The organism is Leisingera daeponensis (assembly GCF_019801465.1).
GTDB classification, from domain to species: Bacteria; Pseudomonadota; Alphaproteobacteria; order Rhodobacterales; family Rhodobacteraceae; genus Leisingera; species Leisingera daeponensis_A.
Map to the genome: position 1 here is coordinate 54,571 of NZ_JAHVJA010000016.1, position 16,826 is coordinate 71,396.

At 58.0% G+C, this 16,826-nt stretch carries 16 protein-coding genes and 2 pseudogenes; 8 read left to right on the forward strand and 10 right to left on the reverse strand.

All coding sequences use genetic code 11. From position 1 onward, the window contains the following. Positions 1-4: 4 nt before the first annotated feature. Complete coding sequence (locus KUV26_RS21415) at positions 5-1,123, reverse strand: hypothetical protein (RefSeq protein WP_222509926.1); 1,119 nt, start codon at positions 1,121-1,123, stop codon at positions 5-7. A gap of 425 nt (positions 1,124-1,548) precedes the next feature. Here KUV26_RS21415 and KUV26_RS21420 point away from each other — a divergent pair, with 425 nt between their 5' ends. Both KUV26_RS21420 and KUV26_RS21425 read left to right on the forward strand, forming a co-directional pair. After that, positions 1,549-2,697, forward strand: a complete 1,149-nt coding sequence (locus KUV26_RS21420; RefSeq protein ID WP_222509927.1) for a hypothetical protein — start codon at positions 1,549-1,551, stop codon at positions 2,695-2,697. Between the two features lie 794 nt (positions 2,698-3,491). Further along, on the forward strand, positions 3,492-4,061 hold the full coding sequence (locus KUV26_RS21425; protein ID WP_222509928.1) for a hypothetical protein: 570 nt from the start codon (positions 3,492-3,494) through the stop codon (positions 4,059-4,061). Between the two features lie 384 nt (positions 4,062-4,445). Here the strand turns inward: KUV26_RS21425 and KUV26_RS21430 are convergent, their stop codons facing one another. From KUV26_RS21430 to KUV26_RS21445, 4 genes are all read right to left on the reverse strand, one after another. Next, positions 4,446-5,591, reverse strand: coding sequence for a site-specific integrase (locus tag KUV26_RS21430; RefSeq protein ID WP_222509929.1), 1,146 nt, complete (start codon positions 5,589-5,591; stop codon positions 4,446-4,448). Further along, positions 5,588-6,898 carry a tyrosine-type recombinase/integrase gene (locus KUV26_RS21435; protein WP_222509930.1) on the reverse strand — a complete coding sequence of 437 codons (1,311 nt, stop codon included), beginning with the start codon at positions 6,896-6,898 and terminating at the stop codon, positions 5,588-5,590. Before KUV26_RS21435 ends, KUV26_RS21430 begins: the two co-directional genes overlap by 4 nt. Before the next feature lie 775 nt (positions 6,899-7,673). Continuing rightward, the gene (locus KUV26_RS21440; protein ID WP_222509931.1) at positions 7,674-8,216 is read right to left on the reverse strand and encodes an AAA family ATPase; all 543 of its coding nucleotides are present in this window, start codon (positions 8,214-8,216) and stop codon (positions 7,674-7,676) included. 275 nt (positions 8,217-8,491) lie between these two features. Further along, a complete protein-coding gene (locus tag KUV26_RS21445; protein ID WP_261400042.1) occupies positions 8,492-9,547 on the reverse strand; it encodes an HPP family protein in 1,056 nt (351 codons plus the stop codon). Positions 9,548-9,622: 75 nt separating this feature from the next. Here KUV26_RS21445 and KUV26_RS21450 point away from each other — a divergent pair, with 75 nt between their 5' ends. Further along, complete coding sequence (locus KUV26_RS21450) at positions 9,623-9,895, forward strand: hypothetical protein (protein ID WP_222509946.1); 273 nt, start codon at positions 9,623-9,625, stop codon at positions 9,893-9,895. A gap of 113 nt (positions 9,896-10,008) precedes the next feature. Here KUV26_RS21450 and KUV26_RS21455 read toward each other — a convergent pair whose 3' ends face one another. Next, positions 10,009-10,446 carry an RrF2 family transcriptional regulator gene (locus tag KUV26_RS21455; protein WP_222509932.1) on the reverse strand — a complete coding sequence of 146 codons (438 nt, stop codon included), beginning with the start codon at positions 10,444-10,446 and terminating at the stop codon, positions 10,009-10,011. 145 nt (positions 10,447-10,591) lie between these two features. Here KUV26_RS21455 and hmpA point away from each other — a divergent pair, with 145 nt between their 5' ends. Next, the gene (gene hmpA / locus KUV26_RS21460) at positions 10,592-11,782 is read left to right on the forward strand and encodes an NO-inducible flavohemoprotein (protein WP_222509933.1); all 1,191 of its coding nucleotides are present in this window, start codon (positions 10,592-10,594) and stop codon (positions 11,780-11,782) included. A gap of 127 nt (positions 11,783-11,909) precedes the next feature. Here hmpA and KUV26_RS21465 read toward each other — a convergent pair whose 3' ends face one another. Continuing rightward, positions 11,910-12,155, reverse strand: a complete 246-nt coding sequence (locus tag KUV26_RS21465; RefSeq protein WP_222509934.1) for a hypothetical protein — start codon at positions 12,153-12,155, stop codon at positions 11,910-11,912. A gap of 209 nt (positions 12,156-12,364) precedes the next feature. Here KUV26_RS21465 and KUV26_RS21470 point away from each other — a divergent pair, with 209 nt between their 5' ends. The 4 genes and pseudogenes from KUV26_RS21470 to KUV26_RS21480 all read left to right on the forward strand — a co-directional run bounded on the left by KUV26_RS21470 (position 12,365) and on the right by KUV26_RS21480 (position 14,696). Beyond that, positions 12,365-12,832, forward strand: coding sequence for a hypothetical protein (locus tag KUV26_RS21470; protein WP_222509935.1), 468 nt, complete (start codon positions 12,365-12,367; stop codon positions 12,830-12,832). A gap of 90 nt (positions 12,833-12,922) precedes the next feature. Next, positions 12,923-13,365: pseudogene (rnk, locus tag KUV26_RS21475) on the forward strand (nucleoside diphosphate kinase regulator). A gap of 473 nt (positions 13,366-13,838) precedes the next feature. Next, a pseudogene (locus KUV26_RS23880) lies at positions 13,839-13,958 on the forward strand (peptidoglycan-binding domain-containing protein); the annotation flags it as partial. Positions 13,959-14,027: 69 nt separating this feature from the next. Next, entirely contained in the window at positions 14,028-14,696 is a 669-nt protein-coding gene (locus KUV26_RS21480; RefSeq protein WP_261400045.1) for a hypothetical protein, read from the forward strand. A gap of 491 nt (positions 14,697-15,187) precedes the next feature. Here KUV26_RS21480 and KUV26_RS21485 read toward each other — a convergent pair whose 3' ends face one another. The 3 genes from KUV26_RS21485 to KUV26_RS21495 are packed head-to-tail and all read right to left on the reverse strand — an operon-like array spanning position 15,188 to position 16,642. Then, entirely contained in the window at positions 15,188-15,409 is a 222-nt protein-coding gene (locus KUV26_RS21485; protein WP_222509937.1) for an alpha/beta fold hydrolase, read from the reverse strand. Between the two features lie 40 nt (positions 15,410-15,449). Then, positions 15,450-16,349, reverse strand: a complete 900-nt coding sequence (locus KUV26_RS21490; RefSeq protein ID WP_222509938.1) for an IS3 family transposase — start codon at positions 16,347-16,349, stop codon at positions 15,450-15,452. Then, complete coding sequence (locus KUV26_RS21495) at positions 16,346-16,642, reverse strand: transposase (RefSeq protein ID WP_024096632.1); 297 nt, start codon at positions 16,640-16,642, stop codon at positions 16,346-16,348. The genes KUV26_RS21490 and KUV26_RS21495 overlap by 4 nt, the downstream gene beginning before the upstream one ends. Positions 16,643-16,826 lie beyond the last annotated feature (184 nt).

The window sequence follows — 16,826 nt, forward strand, 5'->3', positions numbered from 1 at the left end:
GACATTATAGGACGCCAAGCAATTTCTTCACGGCCTCTATCACCGCTTCGAGTTTCTCTGGGTTGAGCGCGAGGTAGCCCGTTCCCATCGTAGGGATCGCCCACTTAATCGTGGTATCGACGATCAGATCGCCTTTTCTCAGACACCAAGCGAAGCCCTTATTTAATGCTGTGGCCAGCGCCTCGATGATCTCTTGAAGGCGTTTGGGGTCAGGATGGTCTTTGGCGATTTCAACTTTGAGGTCTTGCACTGGCTGCCGGACGATGCCCAGTTCCTGCGCTACAGGCGCATCGTGGAGCAGTTCGGGCGGCATGTTTCCACCAATGCCGTGCCGGTTGAGAGACGCGCGTCGCAGTTCGGCCTCGAGCTCTTCAACGCGCTTTTCAAGGTTAAATTTGGCACGGATTTTCTCGATTTCCTTGGCTATAGCCTCGTGCCCGGTTTCCCAGATTGCTTGGTCAATCAGAGCCACCCGCCGTTGTAGTTCCCAAGGCAACGGTTGCCCGTCCACCAATCCGGAGTACCACTCGAGAAAGAAAGCAAGGAAATCCCCCCAATCCTCGCTTTTGCTCGAATGGTACGCTGTCAACTTGTCATAGCTGTTTGCCAAGGCTAGCGGCATAGGCACGCGCGACCAAAGAGGTTGATCAAACAGCTGTGCGGGATGATTATTCTCAAGGAATTTGGCGTCACTGTTTGCCTGGCGGTAAGCGAGTTCGCTCCAATCCACGGTCTCTGCGTCCGCGTCGTCATCGTAGCCTGCAGCTCGCAACAGCACAGATGAACTCAACACACCAGCTGCGATTTCCGGGTTGCCCTCGCCAAGGGTGGAATAATGTGCTGAAAACACCGCGTCAGCGAATGCTGACCACGTATCCGCTGCCGTTGAATAGAAGGCAGAATTCAGGAAATCTTCTTCTTTATCCAAAACCTCCGCCGCTGCAACGGTGGAGATTATCATGGAACGGAAAACACGCCACAAAAGCTTGAGGATCTCATTTTTGCTTTCATCTCCCAACCTTGGAAGAACTCGCAACGCAGCACGTGCCGAGAACGCAACCAGTGCCGGATGCGGTTGGGTCTTCAGCCACGCTCTTGCACTGTCCTCATCCGATATTACCAACTTCGCGCTCCTTTAATGACGCCACTTGGTCGCTACGAGCTTAACCAGTTCAATAATGTATTGATAGCGAGTGCCTAAATTGGCTCATAGAGGGCAGCAACTATTTGAGAAGTTGCTCTGTTCTTGACTGGCCGAAAACTCTGCCTGCTTGGCAGGCCTTGGCCTGCCGGATCATGCTGCACGATGCCGCCGATGGCCGTTTTGGGGAAGCTGCACAGCAGCGATGACCATCCTGGCCAACGGCAGGATAGGGCCGCTTGACCTTCTTCAGTTGTCGTCGGATAGTATGGTTGGCCTAACGCGTAGGCCGGTGTGCCCGCCATGCGAAGCAAAGCAACGCGATTTCGATTTTTTTTGGATACCATGCCGTTGGCAGGGTCTGATAAGCAGCGGGCACCTTTTCGGATCCAGTTCGGATATGGATCATGAAACCGACATACTCACTGAAGAAGCTGAAAGAACTGTCAAAGCGCTACGCACGAGCGCAACAGGTTCCCCTACACGAAGCACGCGACTTTGTTGCCGGGAAGCTAGGGTTCCCACATTGGAATGACGTCACGAAGGCGCACAGAACAGGTTGGAACCCAACGCAGACGCAACTGTCGAGCATTGAAAGCCTACTCATAGGCTTACTTCCTGGAAATGAAACAGGCCGACCTAAACAGGGATCTTACATCGCAAATTCGATTTTCGAGGAGGATCTTCAACACGGCAAAATCAAAGGGCATGAATACCAGATCTCAGTTTCATTGGGCGATGTTCATATGTGCGGGACGGGATGGCACCTACACGTGCCGGAAGCACCGAACAAGGCACCTCGCCTTGAGATCGCTAAGCAGATCGAACATGAGGCACCCGTTTACGAAACGCAATTTCAGCATCATGCACTAAGGATTGCACTCAAACGTGCGGAGCAGGTTCGTGCCGGTATTGCATCAGATTGGCCGAGACGGTCTACAAAACCAGACAAAGAAGGTGTCGTCCGCCATCCGATAAGCGGTGCTGAGTCGAAAAAATGGTACTGCCTACATTGTGACTCATCGATGACCGGCAAACAGATTGCGAAGAGCCTTTGGCATTGCCCAAGTTGTGACGCGTCTCCCCTCGATATCCACGAGAATGCTTGGTGGCTAGAAGATGGAGATTCTGGAGCCAAGCCACTTGAGGACATAGACATTCAAGGGAGACCTGACCTGGTGGTTGATGTTGCAGATACACGGCTAAAATTGGAGCTCGATCCCGAAAGAATAACGCTATTGATCCGAAGCGCACTTGTTGAAGACGCTTCAAACGCAAGCGAGCGTTTGGGTGCCCTATTTGCAGATATCAACATTCATGAAGACAATGATGTCTGGATCACCTTTGATGAAGATCTTTGGCCGGAGCACAAGGAACCAGTATCCGCTCTGGCAGTGGCGGCTCTTCTCGGAATAAGGGTCGAGCAGGAACTTTGCTTGCGGGAGTTGCCTTTTGCTTGGCCGGGGTTGGGGGAGCACACCTCCAGTACCGTTGAGTATACGGAAATGATGCTCAAAGCCTACGCCAGCCAGAGGGCAGATAAATCTATCGAATAACCAAAGATTACAAGGCTGAAGGCTGCTGGGAATGCTCCGCAGCCTTCACCATTAAGCCCAGGCTGCAACAGCGGCGAATGGCAGCAAGGTCCCGCGGAAGCATTGCTTGGGATAAAATGCTGCACCCAGTTGCCAATGGCCGCTCTGGCGACCGCTGCAGTGCGGTAGCGGGTTGTGACGAATGTCCGCAAAGGGCCGATCAGGTTTCGAAGGGCGAAGACGGTTCGCAACTTTGCAGCGGCGGCTTCCTGCGCTTCGCTGCCCCTGGTGCAACCCGCAGTATCCCGTGAGGTAGCTTGGCTCAGCCGAGGGTCCGCTTCTGGGAAACTGACCATAGACTTTCGCACCGGCAGCATCCTTGGCGCGGCACCCCTTGTCTACGGCCGCTTAGGGCTGGCTTGAGCCGATCACAACTGGCCTGGGGCAGGCTGGTGCTGGTTTCTCAGTGCTGTACTGCCGTATGGCGGCAATGAGCCCTCTGCCGTCACTGCCTGGATGCAACCCTTCGCTGGCGCAGCACGCCGGTCGCAGCCCTTCAGCGACGTTGAATCTGAGCTGCTGGGCGTGCAAAATTTCAAGGCTTCGCTCCGAAACCTGACGATCAACGGCGTGTTCTCGCACTCCATGATGCGGCAGTCTACCCGAGCAGGACGAAGCAGCAATGTTCTGTGAAATGGGTCGTGGCAGCTAATGTCCACTTTGAAGCAGAGACGAGGATAGACCTATTGCCCACCTATACCTTCACCCATAGTAATTGCTGCGATACATATTTATTCGATTGAGAGGAGCTGGCATTGCGTGAGAATAAGAGATCGCGAGAGATATTGCGAGTTTTTGCCAAGATCAGCGGTATTTATGGAGAAATCGGTCAAGATGTTTTTCGGCTAATTGTTGAAGCCGTTGGCTTGCCGGTTCCCAAGGAGTTGCAGCGTGAGGCGCTTGATAAGCGTTTGAAACGGTTGGATGATGCCCGGGATGCTCTCTACGACACTGTGACCGCAGTTGATGAACTTCGTGACGAAATAGAAGAAGGCAGGCAAGAACACCAGCGTGTTATGTCTGAACTTTCACGGACACTTGAGTCGAAGGAGAGCGCAGATAGCAAGCTCGCAAGCCTTCGCAAACTAATTGAGGCAGACCAAGATACACTTCGAGAGGTCACCGCCCCTCAGAACGTTGTGCGACAACATACGATTGGTTTCATCCTTGGAGTCACGGCCTCTCTAGTCGCTGCTGGCCTGATTTATTTTACCCCTTTGGCTATCGGAGCGCTGAGTTCGTGGAAAACTTCTGAAGTCACAAAGCAAGCGATTGAGCAAGATGATGTCCGCACAACGGTGGGAGACTCAGGAAGTAACAACTAGTTCAGCATATTGTGAAGATCTGCCCTCAAGCTAGCAGCACGTTCTGGATGCCCCGTATGTGAACCGACAGCGGTTTCCGTTGATGTGCTCTTTCCAGCGCACACGCTGCATCGGGCCGCCATTCGGTTGCCAGATAGGAAAACTTTGCAAAGGTCGCTGTCTGCGCACCGCTGCCACCGGTGCAACTGGCAGCATCATATGAGGCAGCTTGGCCTGCCGAGGGTCCGTTTCCGGGGATGTGACCAAGGAATTTGGTGCCGGCAGCATCTTTGGCGCGACACCCCTTGTCTACGGCCGTTTTGGGTTGGGCCTGCATGCTGCGACAGCGAAGCAGGTAGCCCACGTTCGTTTCTCAGCACGCCTGAGCTACACCGCTTCGTACCACTAACCGCCTAACAATGCGTCGACTTTCCTTGCTACTTTGTCCGCAGCCTTTGCCAAGTAACTTGCATCGAGGTGCGCGTAACGCTCGGTACTTTCTGGTGACCTGTGGCCAAGCAGCTTGCCGGTCATGTGAAGGGTTTCACCCGACATGATGGCGTGGGAGGCATAGGTGTGGCGGAGATCGTGCAAACGGATGTCGGCGGGCAAATCAGCCAGGTTCTTAAACGTTTGCCAAGCATAATCGACTGATGTGCGATGCGGCTTCTTGGTCCGCTGAGCAGGGAACACGTAACTGGACCGGCGCTGTTTACGCAACCGGTCGAGGTGCTGTATAGCAGCATCGCTCAAGTTGACTTCGCGCGGTCCCGTCTTGGTGCGCCGGAGGGCAAGCTTGTCTTTCTGGACCTCATTCCACCTTAACCGCAGGATTTCGCCGGAGCGGCAGCCGGTCAGCAGCATCAGCCAAATTGCGTCCGCAGCGTCCCTTTGCCTGGAGGTTGCGGAGTTCAGCACGGCCGCCAGCCGCCGGAGCTGGTCGCTGCTCAGCATGCGCCCGCGCGCCAAGCGCCGGTTGAAACGCAGAGGCGCGGCCGGGTTGGGGAAGTCTGCGGGGAGGTGGTCTGCCTCCCGGGCCCAGTTCAGAATTGTCGTAAAGTGACCAAGCGCCTGGTTTGCCCCGCCCGGCCGCGAGCGGGAATAGGCATAGAACCATTCGGCGATGTCGGGCGTTGTGATCCGAGCAATTCTGCTTCGGCCAAAAGCGGGCAAAAGCTGCGTGTCCAGATAGTAACCCAGAGATGAAAGCGTGGAATTGGCATAGACCCCGCGCTTGGCCTCCAGGAAGGACGTGCAGAGCGCCGAGAAGGTGAGGGTGTTGCGCTGCTCCGGGGCGGCGGGCCGTTGTCCTGTGCCCCTGTGCGCATGGAAGGCTTCGCGCGCTTCGCAGATGTCCATGTCCTCAAAACGCCCCAAGGTGACACGCCGGGTCTTCCCGGCGTCCCGCTGCCAGCAGACCCAGGACTTGGCGCCACCGGGCTGGACCCGCAGGGCCAGGCCTTCGCATTGCGCGTCATGAAGCACGTATTCCTTCTTGCGCGGCTTGAGAGATGACAGGATCAGCGGGGTGAGAAGGGTGGCGGTCTTCATGCGCCTGCCCTCCGGTTCTGGCTCGTGCGCCTCCATGCGACCAGCCCCTTCCGGAAGGTGGCAGGGTCGATCCCGTTTTCAGCACAGAAGGCGTCGATGGAGAGGGACGATCTGCAGAAGCGCTGGTAAAGAGAACGGCCGGCTCCGCGCCCCGAGGCCGGAACCTTGACGATCTTTTCCAGATGGGTGCCAACGCGCTGGCTCGCGGCCTTGATGGTGCGGTCTTCGAGATGGGCGTAACCTTCGGAGGTTGCGAGATCGGAATGGCCCAGCAGCCCGCCGGTCACGCGAAGATCCAGCCCGGCGTTGACGCCAACGGATGCAAAGCTGTGACGCAGATCATGCAGGCGGATCCCATCGAGTTTTGCGCTTTGCCGGAACTTGCGCCAAACTCTGTCAATCCGGTGGTCCGGCATTGGATCCTTGCCCTCACCGAACACGTACAGGTTGCTGCGCGGAAAGGAGGCCAGGACCCGTTTTGCGGGACGCCCGAGCCAGATCGCGCGCGGTCCGGACTTGGCATCTGGCAGAGCGCAGCGCGGGCCGTCGATCATGTCCCACCGCAATGCAAGCGCTTCCCCCTTGCGGCAGCCGGTGAGGGCGAGAAAGCGGAAGCACCCGGCCTCACGCGGGTGGGTTTCCTCCAGCCGCCGCAGAGCAGTTCCCAGCCGCGCCCACTGTGCCTCGGAGAGGTAAGTGGCCGTGAAGCTTGTCTTGCGGCGCCTCAGCCCCTTGCAAGGGTTGCTGCCGGGCGGCTGCAGGCCAAGCAGTTCCGCGTGGCGCATCATCCCGGACAAAACGGCCAATGCCCGGTTGCCGCTGGCGGCACTGCCGGGCAACCCGTCTTTCCAGGAAACCAAATCTGCCCGGGTCACCTGATTAAGCCGCTTGCTGCCCAGGTAGGGGAGGATGAGGTGCTCGACGTCGTGTGCATGGGCGCGATGCGTGGCCGGTTTCCAGCTCGGGGCGAGATCCTTGAGGTAGCGGCGGCTGAAGGCGGCCACCGTCGGGGCGGCGTCCGGAGCTGCCCCTGCTTCCACGCCGTCGAGCAGCGTGCGGGCCAGCTCGCGGGCCTGGGGCAGGGGGATCGCATCGACCCGCCCGAGTGTCTGCTTCCGGGTCCTGCCATCGGCACGCCACTGCACGATCCAGGAGCTTGTAGCGCCGCGCTGCCGGAGGCCGAGCCTGGGAACCTCGGTGTCCCATTGAACGGTCTCTGACCGTTGGGAAACTGGACGGGTACTGGTGCTGTTCAGAGCGGATTTACGCATGGCTATCTTCCTTCTCTGCTTCAGGAAAAATTCCACGCAGTTTCCCGGGAAGCGGCCAGGAAAAGCGGGGAAGCAGCATAATTCAGGAAGGAAAACCGCCGCCGCGGCCCGTTCCGCAGGCGGGAAAGCCAGTCAGTTGAATGGCTTACCGGGTGCCTTGGAACGCCGGTTTCGGCCCAGGGGCCTCAGATTTGTACCACACCTCACGCAGCAAGCTGCAATCAGCGCAAAGCGCTGATTTGATTGCCAAAATTGTCATTTTGGCAATTCAGGTGTGTCGGAACCTTGTGAAGCCATATTTTTTAGGGGTCCAGAGGCCCCAAAATGACCCGTGGCAGGGCTGTGCCACGCCATGCCACGCGAATGGCACGGCATGGCATAGAGAAACTGGCCGGTATCTGGCCGTATCAGGAAAGTCATCATCGCTCGATCCCCGCCTCAGCGACCGGTTCGCTTTCCATCCCTCCACGCTCCAGGTCGCGCAGGATCGCCGTTTGAACTGATGCCTCGTTTTCCCGCAGTTTCTCGATTTCGGACTCTCCAAGCAATTGCAGTTTTGTTTGGGCCTCTTCGGTGGCCTGGGGGCCAACCCGTGTTCAGACAGCCGGCCGGATGGCAGGCACGCCAATCAAATGGAAAATACCGGGGCAGGGCGAAGCGGAGACGCCGCCAGCATCCGTACAAGCGGTAGCGGTCTCGTCTGCGACCACATTCTAAGTTAGGCAGGAAGGGCTGGAGGAAGGCAACCGGCGAGATCTTCGGCTGCCATTTGCCATGCGGGTCACGGTCTCGCGCAATGCGGATGTAGCGGTCATTCAGCTTTCAGGCAGTCCATGACGAAATCGGCGCGTTCTTCAACCGTTACCTGTGGAAGCTCTACAAGCTCGTAGCCGAACCGAGCGTAAGTTTCTGCCATGACCTTACCTGTTGCCTTGGCTTCTTCTTGGTTCTGCTTACGTTCGGCGTCCTGCCCAAAGATGGCATCCCAATAGGGAGCGATGAAAACCTTTCTGTTGTACCGATATGCTTTGGCAGCTGCTTCGATATGAGCCGGGATAGGGAGGCCACACAGCGTCAGGTAGCCAAACACATCGGCAATCCCCCGATCCATCATGACCGGCCCCTCCAGAGCTGAAGCTTCCTGCCATGATTGCAAGTCCCGGGTCAGCATGAGTTCGGCAAACATCGCCCGGTCCTCCCAAGGCAAGGCCGTGCCACCACTCTGGACCTGATCCCGAATTATGGCTCGCCCAGCTTTGGGCATAGTCTCAATTCCTCTGCATCTCAAAGCGTCGATTAGACTGCTCTTGCCGGAACCTGGTCCGCCGGTCACGACAAACATGTGATCAAACATGTGGGCTCCTCTCTTTCATGTTCCGGGGAGAAAGCGCCTGACAATTATTGGCCCATACAGGAAAGTCTAGCTGCGCACAGTGAAGGGCCAGCGCCAAACCCCGAAGTCAGCAACGGGCTCGATCCGTCAAGATACCGCAACGGGCGCGAGTGGCTGGTCCAGGATGCGCCGCCTTTAACTGCACCCAGCACTAGCGTAAGCTGAGCGGCAGTAATCTGCCTTACGCCGAAGGGGCAGCCTGGGCGTCTCCAAGCGCCCCTACTCCGGCTACTAACTTATGCGGCCAATCGGTTCTGCGCGCCTCTCAGAAGCAGACCGATAATGTCAGTGCGCGTGAGAATGCCTGCCAGGCGGCCATCCTTCGTTACCGGTACGGTTTGCACTCCATGCTGCGAAAGGCGGTTCAGAAGAGTGCCGACCGGCAGGTCATGCGGGACACTTCCGACGGGCGGCTGCATCACATGCTTCGCTTTCAGTTTGCCTTGGCGCAGCGGGCGGAACTTTAGGCCGCCGACCCGTAGCAGCGCATCAATCAGATCACTTTGCAGGATGAGCCCCACGAAGCTTTCGTTGGCGTCCACGACGGGTAGACTCTTGACGGAATGGCGGCGGAACAACTGTGCAATCTGCGCTGCTGGCATATCGGGCGTCACAGTGATCAGGTCCTGTGTCATGATGCTGCCGCAGGTTACTCCATCAAACCGGTGCTGCGCGGCTTCCTTCTCAGCGGCGGCAAGCAACCGCCCCAGATCTGCCGCGCCGATGTTGGTGGATTGATGGAAGCGCGCCAGCAATTCCTCCAGTTCGTCATTGCTGAGACCCAAGCGGATTTCTTGCGGCTGCACAGGCGTTTCTACGGATTGGCGGAACGGGTACTTACGGCCTGTGGCCCGGTTGAACAGAACACCCGTCAAGACTAAAGCCGCCGTCAAAAGGCCAACAGGGACGACCGCGTAGGCATAGCCTGCATCAAGGACCGGCACCGGGTCCAGTGCCGCCAGCAAGGCAATTGCCCCGCCCGGAGGATGCAAGGCCCGCGCAATCATCATAGCCAAGATCGCTGCGGCCACAGCCAATGCCGGTCCCCAAGGCATAGGCACGGCTTGCAAGACTGCAACCGCGGCCACGGCGGAAACAACATTGCCGCAAATTGCCGACCAGGGCTGCGCCAGCGGGGAATTTGGGACGGCGTAGATCAAAACCGCGGAAGCGCCCAAGGGGGCTAGCAGGTGCATCGAAAGCCCTGCGATTTCCGGTAAGACAAGCGCTAACAAAGCGCAAACAACGATCCCGGCGGCGGCGCCCGCCGCAGCGCGCAGGGTTTCCCGCATCTGTGCTGGCGGCAGGGCCGGAGAGAGATGGCGCAAGAGATTTGACTTCAGCTGCATGGCTCCGCCTGCCCGGAAATGAATCACCCGCCGGTAAACTGCACACAAAACAGGCAATTTGAAAACGCATTCTCGCCCGGCAACGCTGCGGTGGCGCACGGTGCGGCGCAAGAATCTTCTTCCAGCATCGCAGCATTCATGGCGCTTTTGCTGGAAGCCACGGTTTTCCGGAACCCCAGGCAGAAAGAAGACTTGGTCGGCCTCGTTTCGTCCTTGATTACCTTCTCAATGACGGGGTGTGTCTTGCAGTTGGCAGGCCGAACGGCGACGGCATCGCAATATCCAGCCTGATCTCTGCAGAGCACAGGAAGGTCTCTATAGGTGCCCAAGCAGGGGCGACTGCAATTGGCGCGCTGTTATTCCCCTGGCCGTTGCCTGTACCCAGTTTGGGTTCTCTTGCAGGTTCACGAATTTTCTGCCGCCTCTGTCAAAGTCAGCAACGGAACCAGATCCGCTTTGTTCCTGATCAGATCGGCGACTGTACTGCGGTCGAGGACGCTCAGAAACGCATTGACCGCTTCGGCAAAGGCTCCTCGGAGCCCGCATTGAGGCTGGATCACACATTCTGCGCAATTGGCAACTTCGAAGCTTTCTTCCATGATCCGTACGACTTGCCCCACATTGATTTCGCTGGCTGCCTGTCCAAGCTTGATGCCGCCGTAGCGGCCGCGAACGCTTGTGACGTAGCCCTTCCGGACCAGCTCGCTGACGATCTTCATCAAAGAGCTGTGCGGCAGACGGTAGATGCGGCTCAATGTCTCAATTGAGTGCAGCTCTTCAGGCTTGGACGCCAGAAAAATAAGAATTCTCAACGCGTAGTCAGTTGTGAGGTTCAGCTTCATATGGGGCTCCGATCACGCTTTTAATATTCATATGGGTTGCATTTTTCAATCCTGCAGTCATACATTCAAATAGTCTGAATGTTTCAGGCGGTGAAATTCATGATGCAGACCGCAGGTCTGCCAACCGACCAATCAGGAGCGTGCAATGGCACAGCCACTCAGCCAAACCACCATCGACACCGTAAAGGGAACTGTTCCGGCGCTGGCGCTGCATGGGTGCGGGATTGTAGCGGAGATGTATAACAGGCTGCTGGCCGATCCCGAAATCCGCACGCTATTCAACCAGTCCCACCAGAACGGTGACTCCCCGCAGCACGCAGCATTGACCAACGCAATCCTGGCCTACGCCCAGAACATTGAAAACCTCCCGGTGATGGCCGCAGCGGTGGAGCGTATTGCAAACAAGCATGTGGGCCTGCAAATCGAACCCCGCCATTACGACCATGTCGCCAGCGCCCTGCTGGGCGCCATCGAAGCGGTTCTCAAGGAAGCTGCAACCGGGGAGGTGATCCGCGCCTGGGGCGAAGCATATTGGTTCCTGGCCAATATCCTGATCGGCCGCGAAGAGCAGCTTTATCAGGAAACCGCAGCGGCTGAGGGCGGCTGGCGGGGCTGGCGGGAATTCCGGATCGACAGACGTATCCAGGAGAGTGCTGACGTCATGTCATTCATCCTGAAGCCCGCCGATGGCAAGCCCGTATCGAAGCACAAGCCGGGGCAATACCTGTCCTTCGATCTGGAGGTGCCCGGAGCAGGCAAGCTGCGCCGCAACTATTCGATTTCCTCGGGACCATCGAATGAATTCTACCGGATCACGGTAAAGCGAGAGCAGGGAGGCCTGGCAAGCACCTGGCTGCATGAGCAGGCGGTCGAAGGCACCGTGATCAACGCTGCCGCACCAGCCGGAGAGTTTTTCCTGAAGAGTGGACTGGAGGCCGAGGTTGTCCTGCTGTCGGCCGGTGTCGGGCTGACGCCGATGATTTCCATGCTTGAGGATCTGGCCGCAAACAATCGCTCTGCGACCTACCTGCATGCCACACAAAACAGCAGGCATCACATCATGCCGGATATGGCCAGGTCCCTGTCCCGCCGTTGTGTCACATTTTTTGAGGATCCCAGTGCCGAAGACCGGGCAGCAGCGAACTTCGATGTGGAAGGCCGCATCACTCCGGAGTGGCTGGCCCGGAACACCAGCACAGACCGGGCTGAATACTACATATGTGGTCCAAAGGGTTTTATGGCGATGGCTGTGAATGGTCTTAAGGCGGCTGGTGTTGACGAGAACCGTATCTTCTACGAGTTTTTCGGGCCCGCGCAGGAACTGGACGCCGCGTAGAAGAAAAGAAAAACGCTCTTTCCGGTCGGGCAACCGTATCGGGTGGACCATGATCCCCGAAAACCTTGTGGTCACAGCCAACCGTATCTGCCTTGCGGTTGGCCGTGACTACAGGGGCAAGTGGCAATCAGAGCTTCAGTAAACAGGTGGATCCACATGGCGATGTGTTGATTTCCGCTTCTCTATTCGGCGAGTTCAAGTCAAGGGTCATCGAGGAAGGTTCCGAGGCGGTATCTTCCGGATTCTTCCCAGCGGCGCGGCGATGGCTCTGGCGAAGTTTTTCCTGAAGCGACGCCTCGGTGTTGCAACTGGCACGCATGGCGCAAAGGAACCGGCTGAGTAGACCTTCAGCGGCGGCACGAAATTCGGCCACGGCGGCGGCTTTGCCAGACTATTGCGATTGACAGTTCGCGCCCGGCGGCTAGGCTCTCCCTATGGTTAAGAGCGTAGACCCATTCCGGTTTCTTCTTCTGAACCGCCCGGTTCCCCGGGCGGTCTGCGCATAGGCGCGTTCTCGACCACCCGGGGCTTCTCATATCCTTGAAATGAGACTGCAGGCTTTATTGCCCTGGGAGACGCATCATGACATTCGCCAAGAGTACCCAACTGCCTGCGGGCAGTGACTTCCGATCGCTGTTTGAGCGCTCCGCTGTGGAGACCGGTTTCCTGCTTACTGTCGAGGACCGGTTTGGCATTGAGCGCCTTATTCACCGCCGCGGAACCCGGAATGCGCCCAGCCCCGCGCTTCTGAACGGGCTTCTGCGCCACAAGCTGCGGATCTCGCGCGGCGCGCCGTGGCCCGCCCCGCCGGAGCTGGTCGTGGCCGGTTGCTATGTGACTTACATGATCAGCGGCGGGGGTGCGCGCTCGGGTGTGCTCTCGATGAGCCCGGCGCCCGCCCCCGGGCGGATCCTCATCGCATCACTGCTTGGCGCAACCCTGGTCGGCATGCGGAAGATGCAGAAGGTGCCGCTCCTGCGGGATGACGGCCAGATCGAGACGATCGTCGTTCTGGACGTAGGCCCGGCACCGGACCGCGGCCCGGCCTGATGCCTCCACGCGCCTAGCCGCAGCAGGAAGCCGGCCACCCCCAAAGAAATGCACCAATGCCATCGAAAGGCAGAAGCATAGGAGTATCCCATGACTAAAAAAAGACCCGCCTCGCGCGGCACAGCCCGCCGCCCCAAGGTCGTCATCGCAGCAGACTGCCTGGACCGGCTCGAAGCACTTGCGGAGGGCGCGATCCCGCGGGATCCGGACCTCGCAGACCGGCTTCTTGAGGAGATCGGCCGCGCCCGGATTGTGCCGGGGCAAAACCCCCGGCGAATGTCGTGGCGATTGATCGCCCGGTCACCTTCCGGGATGAGACAACCGGTCAGGAAAAGACCGTAACCCCGGTCTTTCCAGAGAATGCCGATATCGAGCGGGGCCGGATTTCGATCCTGACGCCGATCGGGGTCGCTCTGATTGGTTTGTCCGAAGGGGCTTCCCTCCACTGGGATACCCGTGACAGAAAGCGGCGGGTGCTGACCGTTCTGCGCGTCGCTCCCCATGATGCCGCCGAAAGGCTGAACGCTCAATGATTGGTAAAAGGCCGCTCACGCGCTGACACTTAGAATGAACCTCTCAGGCGCGATTATTTTCGGTGCCCCATTGAATAGCCTGCGGGGGCGCCGAAGGCCGCCAAGCTTGATTTTGCAAGACGCCTCAGGCACTCTTTTTACGTGTAGGTTATTTGGTGGCTTCTGTATCACTTCATTTCGCTCCGCAGATCAGATGTTCATCAGGGTGAGAAACCTTTTGGCAGGTGATCATGTTCAGCAAAATTGAAGTTCGCATCCGGTCAAATTGCGCGGCATTCCTGGCAGCATTGCTGATTGTGACAGCGCCGACCGTCAGAGCTCAAGTGAATGTAAATCACGGAGCAGCTGGAAGACCGAAGGAAAGGCCGAATTACTTAATTCCCCCCAGGCCATCCGCCGGGAGTGTTGCTTACGCTTATAGCAGTCGTCCCTGCGGTGCAGCGCCCGATAGTCCCTGCATTCACCGCCGAACGATGCGCGACTTGCAGGAGAGTCTCAACGCATTGGGGTATGACGCAGGCCCCGCGGACGGGATCTTCGGGCTTCGGACATCACAAGCGCTCAATGCGTACCGCTCTGTAAAGGGCGTCCCGTCTTCCGGTTATCCACTCTCCACAGAGGTCGAAGCAATAGTACGCGCTGCGAGAGAGGCAGATGGTAGCATGAGTGGTCCTGCGACCGTTGCTGCTGTGGCGGTAGTCATCCACGAGGCCGCTCCTGTGCCGACCCGGGTCTTCGCGGGCCCCGGGCAGTTTCCTCCATCCCGCTTCAGAGGGTATGGCTTCCTTGCCTTCCCGGCATTGGCCTCAGAGTTTGATTACGACCGGCACATGAAGCTCTGCCAAGCATATGTGAACAGCCTGCCAGCGACGTCATCAGTCCGGCAGCAGCGAGAAGATCAATTTGTCACTGTATGGCCGGTCAAGGACAAGAAACTGGCGTCCTCCCTCAACGGGAAGTTTCTCAGGCTTGAGACGTCAGCCAAATGCTCGAAGGCCATCGACGACTATGATGACGGACAAGCGCGTGAAGTGCTTTCCAATGTGCGCGCGGCCCAGAACGTCACCCTGGATGGCCGCGGCCCTTATCTGTTTGGCTGGATACCTGCGGATGAATATGGGCAGAAGGGCAAGCTCATTCTGATGCTGGACCTGTCTCGCGTCACCACCTACGAGCAGGCCCTGGTGCAGCTGCAAAGCTGGCAGCAGAAGATTGCCACGAACCCTGAGCTGCTGCGCGATGGATTATCGATTGAGAACATGCGGCGGACGATCAGGGATTGGTCAGATCAGCACGGACAAGCATTCCTTATGCTGATTGGGGCTGGGTAGCTGCCATGGGACTTGCACAAATTTCCCGCGGACTTCTCATTGCCTTCGTTTTCGGCCTGTTCTTCACCCTCTGGGTCAATCCCGGCACGACCGGAGGTCTTCTTCTTCTGATGGCAATCTCCACTGGTGTCATGTACCTCCTTGTCTCAGTGGCACATCTCATCTGGATTCTGGTTTCGCCCAGCCGAAAACCGGCTGAACCGCCTCAGAGCGCAACGGAGGCCCCTAAAGCCCGATCCAGGGCAGGGAGGATTCCCTTTCGGTCTCAACGCGGAGAAGGCAAATCGACAGACGATGGGCGCAATGGTTCAGCCTGAAAATCAGTCTCGGCGCTAACGGGATCGCAGCCGCCGAAAACCTTCACCGCACGTATTTTTTCTTCACCAATCATGCCTATCGTTAGAAAATCCTCATCCCGCCAACCCAATAAGCCCCCCGCGGCATCGGCTTCGGGGGCTGTTCAGGCGCTATTGCGGTTTGCCGAGGCCGGATCAGTTCAGCTGGGAAGAATTCCCGGGCATCATGTCGCGATCGAAGTTCATCGTGAGCGGGCGCATGGCTTCCAACGTGATCAGGGTGCTATTCAGCGGCGTGTGGCCATGCCCCTGCTGCTCGACGCCGATCACCGGCCGGTCCCGCGCCAGCTCAGGGGTCATTGCGCCAAAACTTGAGGCAAAGGTCATCATGCCGCCGTGCAGCATCAGGACCGGCACTGGAGTTCGTCCCGATTTCCGGACAGTTTAATTATTGACCCTATGCCGCGCTTTTCCAAGTCATGGTTTCGTATACTTGCGCGGGGGTTTGGTAGCCGATGGCGGAATGACGTCGCTGGCGATTGTAGAAGACCTCAATGTATTCGAAGATCGCCGCCTTTGCCTGGGCGCGCGTTTTGAAGCGCTCCCGATGAACCAGTTCCTTTTTCAGCGATGCGAAGAAACTTTCCATTGGAGCGTTGTCCAGGCATTCGCCGGTTCGGCTCATGGATTGCTTGATGCCTGCCGCCCCGAGCGATTTGCGGTATTCTCCGCCTGCGTATTGCACGCCGCGGTCCGAATGATGATTGAGCCCTGGAACCGGTCCACGGCGCCCCAGGGCCATGTTCAGGGCATCACAGCACAGTTCGGGTCGCAGATGATCGTCCATTGCCCAACCGACAATCTCGCGCGTGGCCATGTCCTTGAGGGCGGCAACGTAGAGCCATCCTTCGTCCGTATCGACGTAAGTAATGTCGGCGAGCCAAACTCGGTTTGGAACGGTACAACCGAACTTTTGCTCCAGCAGATTTGGCGACGATTTCAGAGAGTGATTGCTGTCCGTAGTGCGCGGCTTCCGGCGCTTGTGCAGGCACGGTGAGACATTGTTTTCCCGCATTATTCTGGCCACGCGCCGCTCCGAGACTTCCTCGCCATCGGCTTTCAGATCCTGGTAGACCCGCTTTGACCCATACCGTTTTTTGCTTTGAGAAAACGCCACTTTGATCTTTGGCAGCAACTCGGCGTCCCGGTCGGCACGCCGCTTTTGCCGCTGATCTCGGGCCGGTTGCGACTGAACAAAGCTGTAAAGCCAGCTGCGCGCAATGCCAACAAGGCGACAGAGCTGAGCGATCGGGTAAACAGTCTTGTGGGCAGCGACGAAAGCACGTTTCGCGTTCATGTCTTCGCTGCCCTTGAGGCGAAAAAAGCGGAAGCTTTCTCGAGGATCTCATTTTCCAGCTTCAAGCGTTTGTTTTCCTTCCGCAGACGATCCAGTTCCGCCGCATCCGCCTGTTGCCTGCGCAGTGCCGCCATCGATCCTGCCGCTTCGATCTCCAAGCGCCAGGTCTTCAGCTGGGAACTCGTCACACCCAACTCCCTGGCCACGCCGGTTTGTGTGGCACCAGGCTTATAAAGCCGACCAACAGCTGCGGCTTTGAATTCATCTGTGAACGTTCGTCTCGATTGTCCCATTCCATGCTCCTCTCCTGGACAGGGGTACTTTACCCCGGTGTCCGGGAACCGGAACGAAGTTCACACCCCGCCCGAACCCGGGTCGCCATGCACCTCGTAATGGATTTCATGGCCATCCACGCGGACAGTGGCGGCCTGCGCCAGCGTTGCCAGCAGCAGAGAAGCTGCCGCGCCTAAAGCAGTG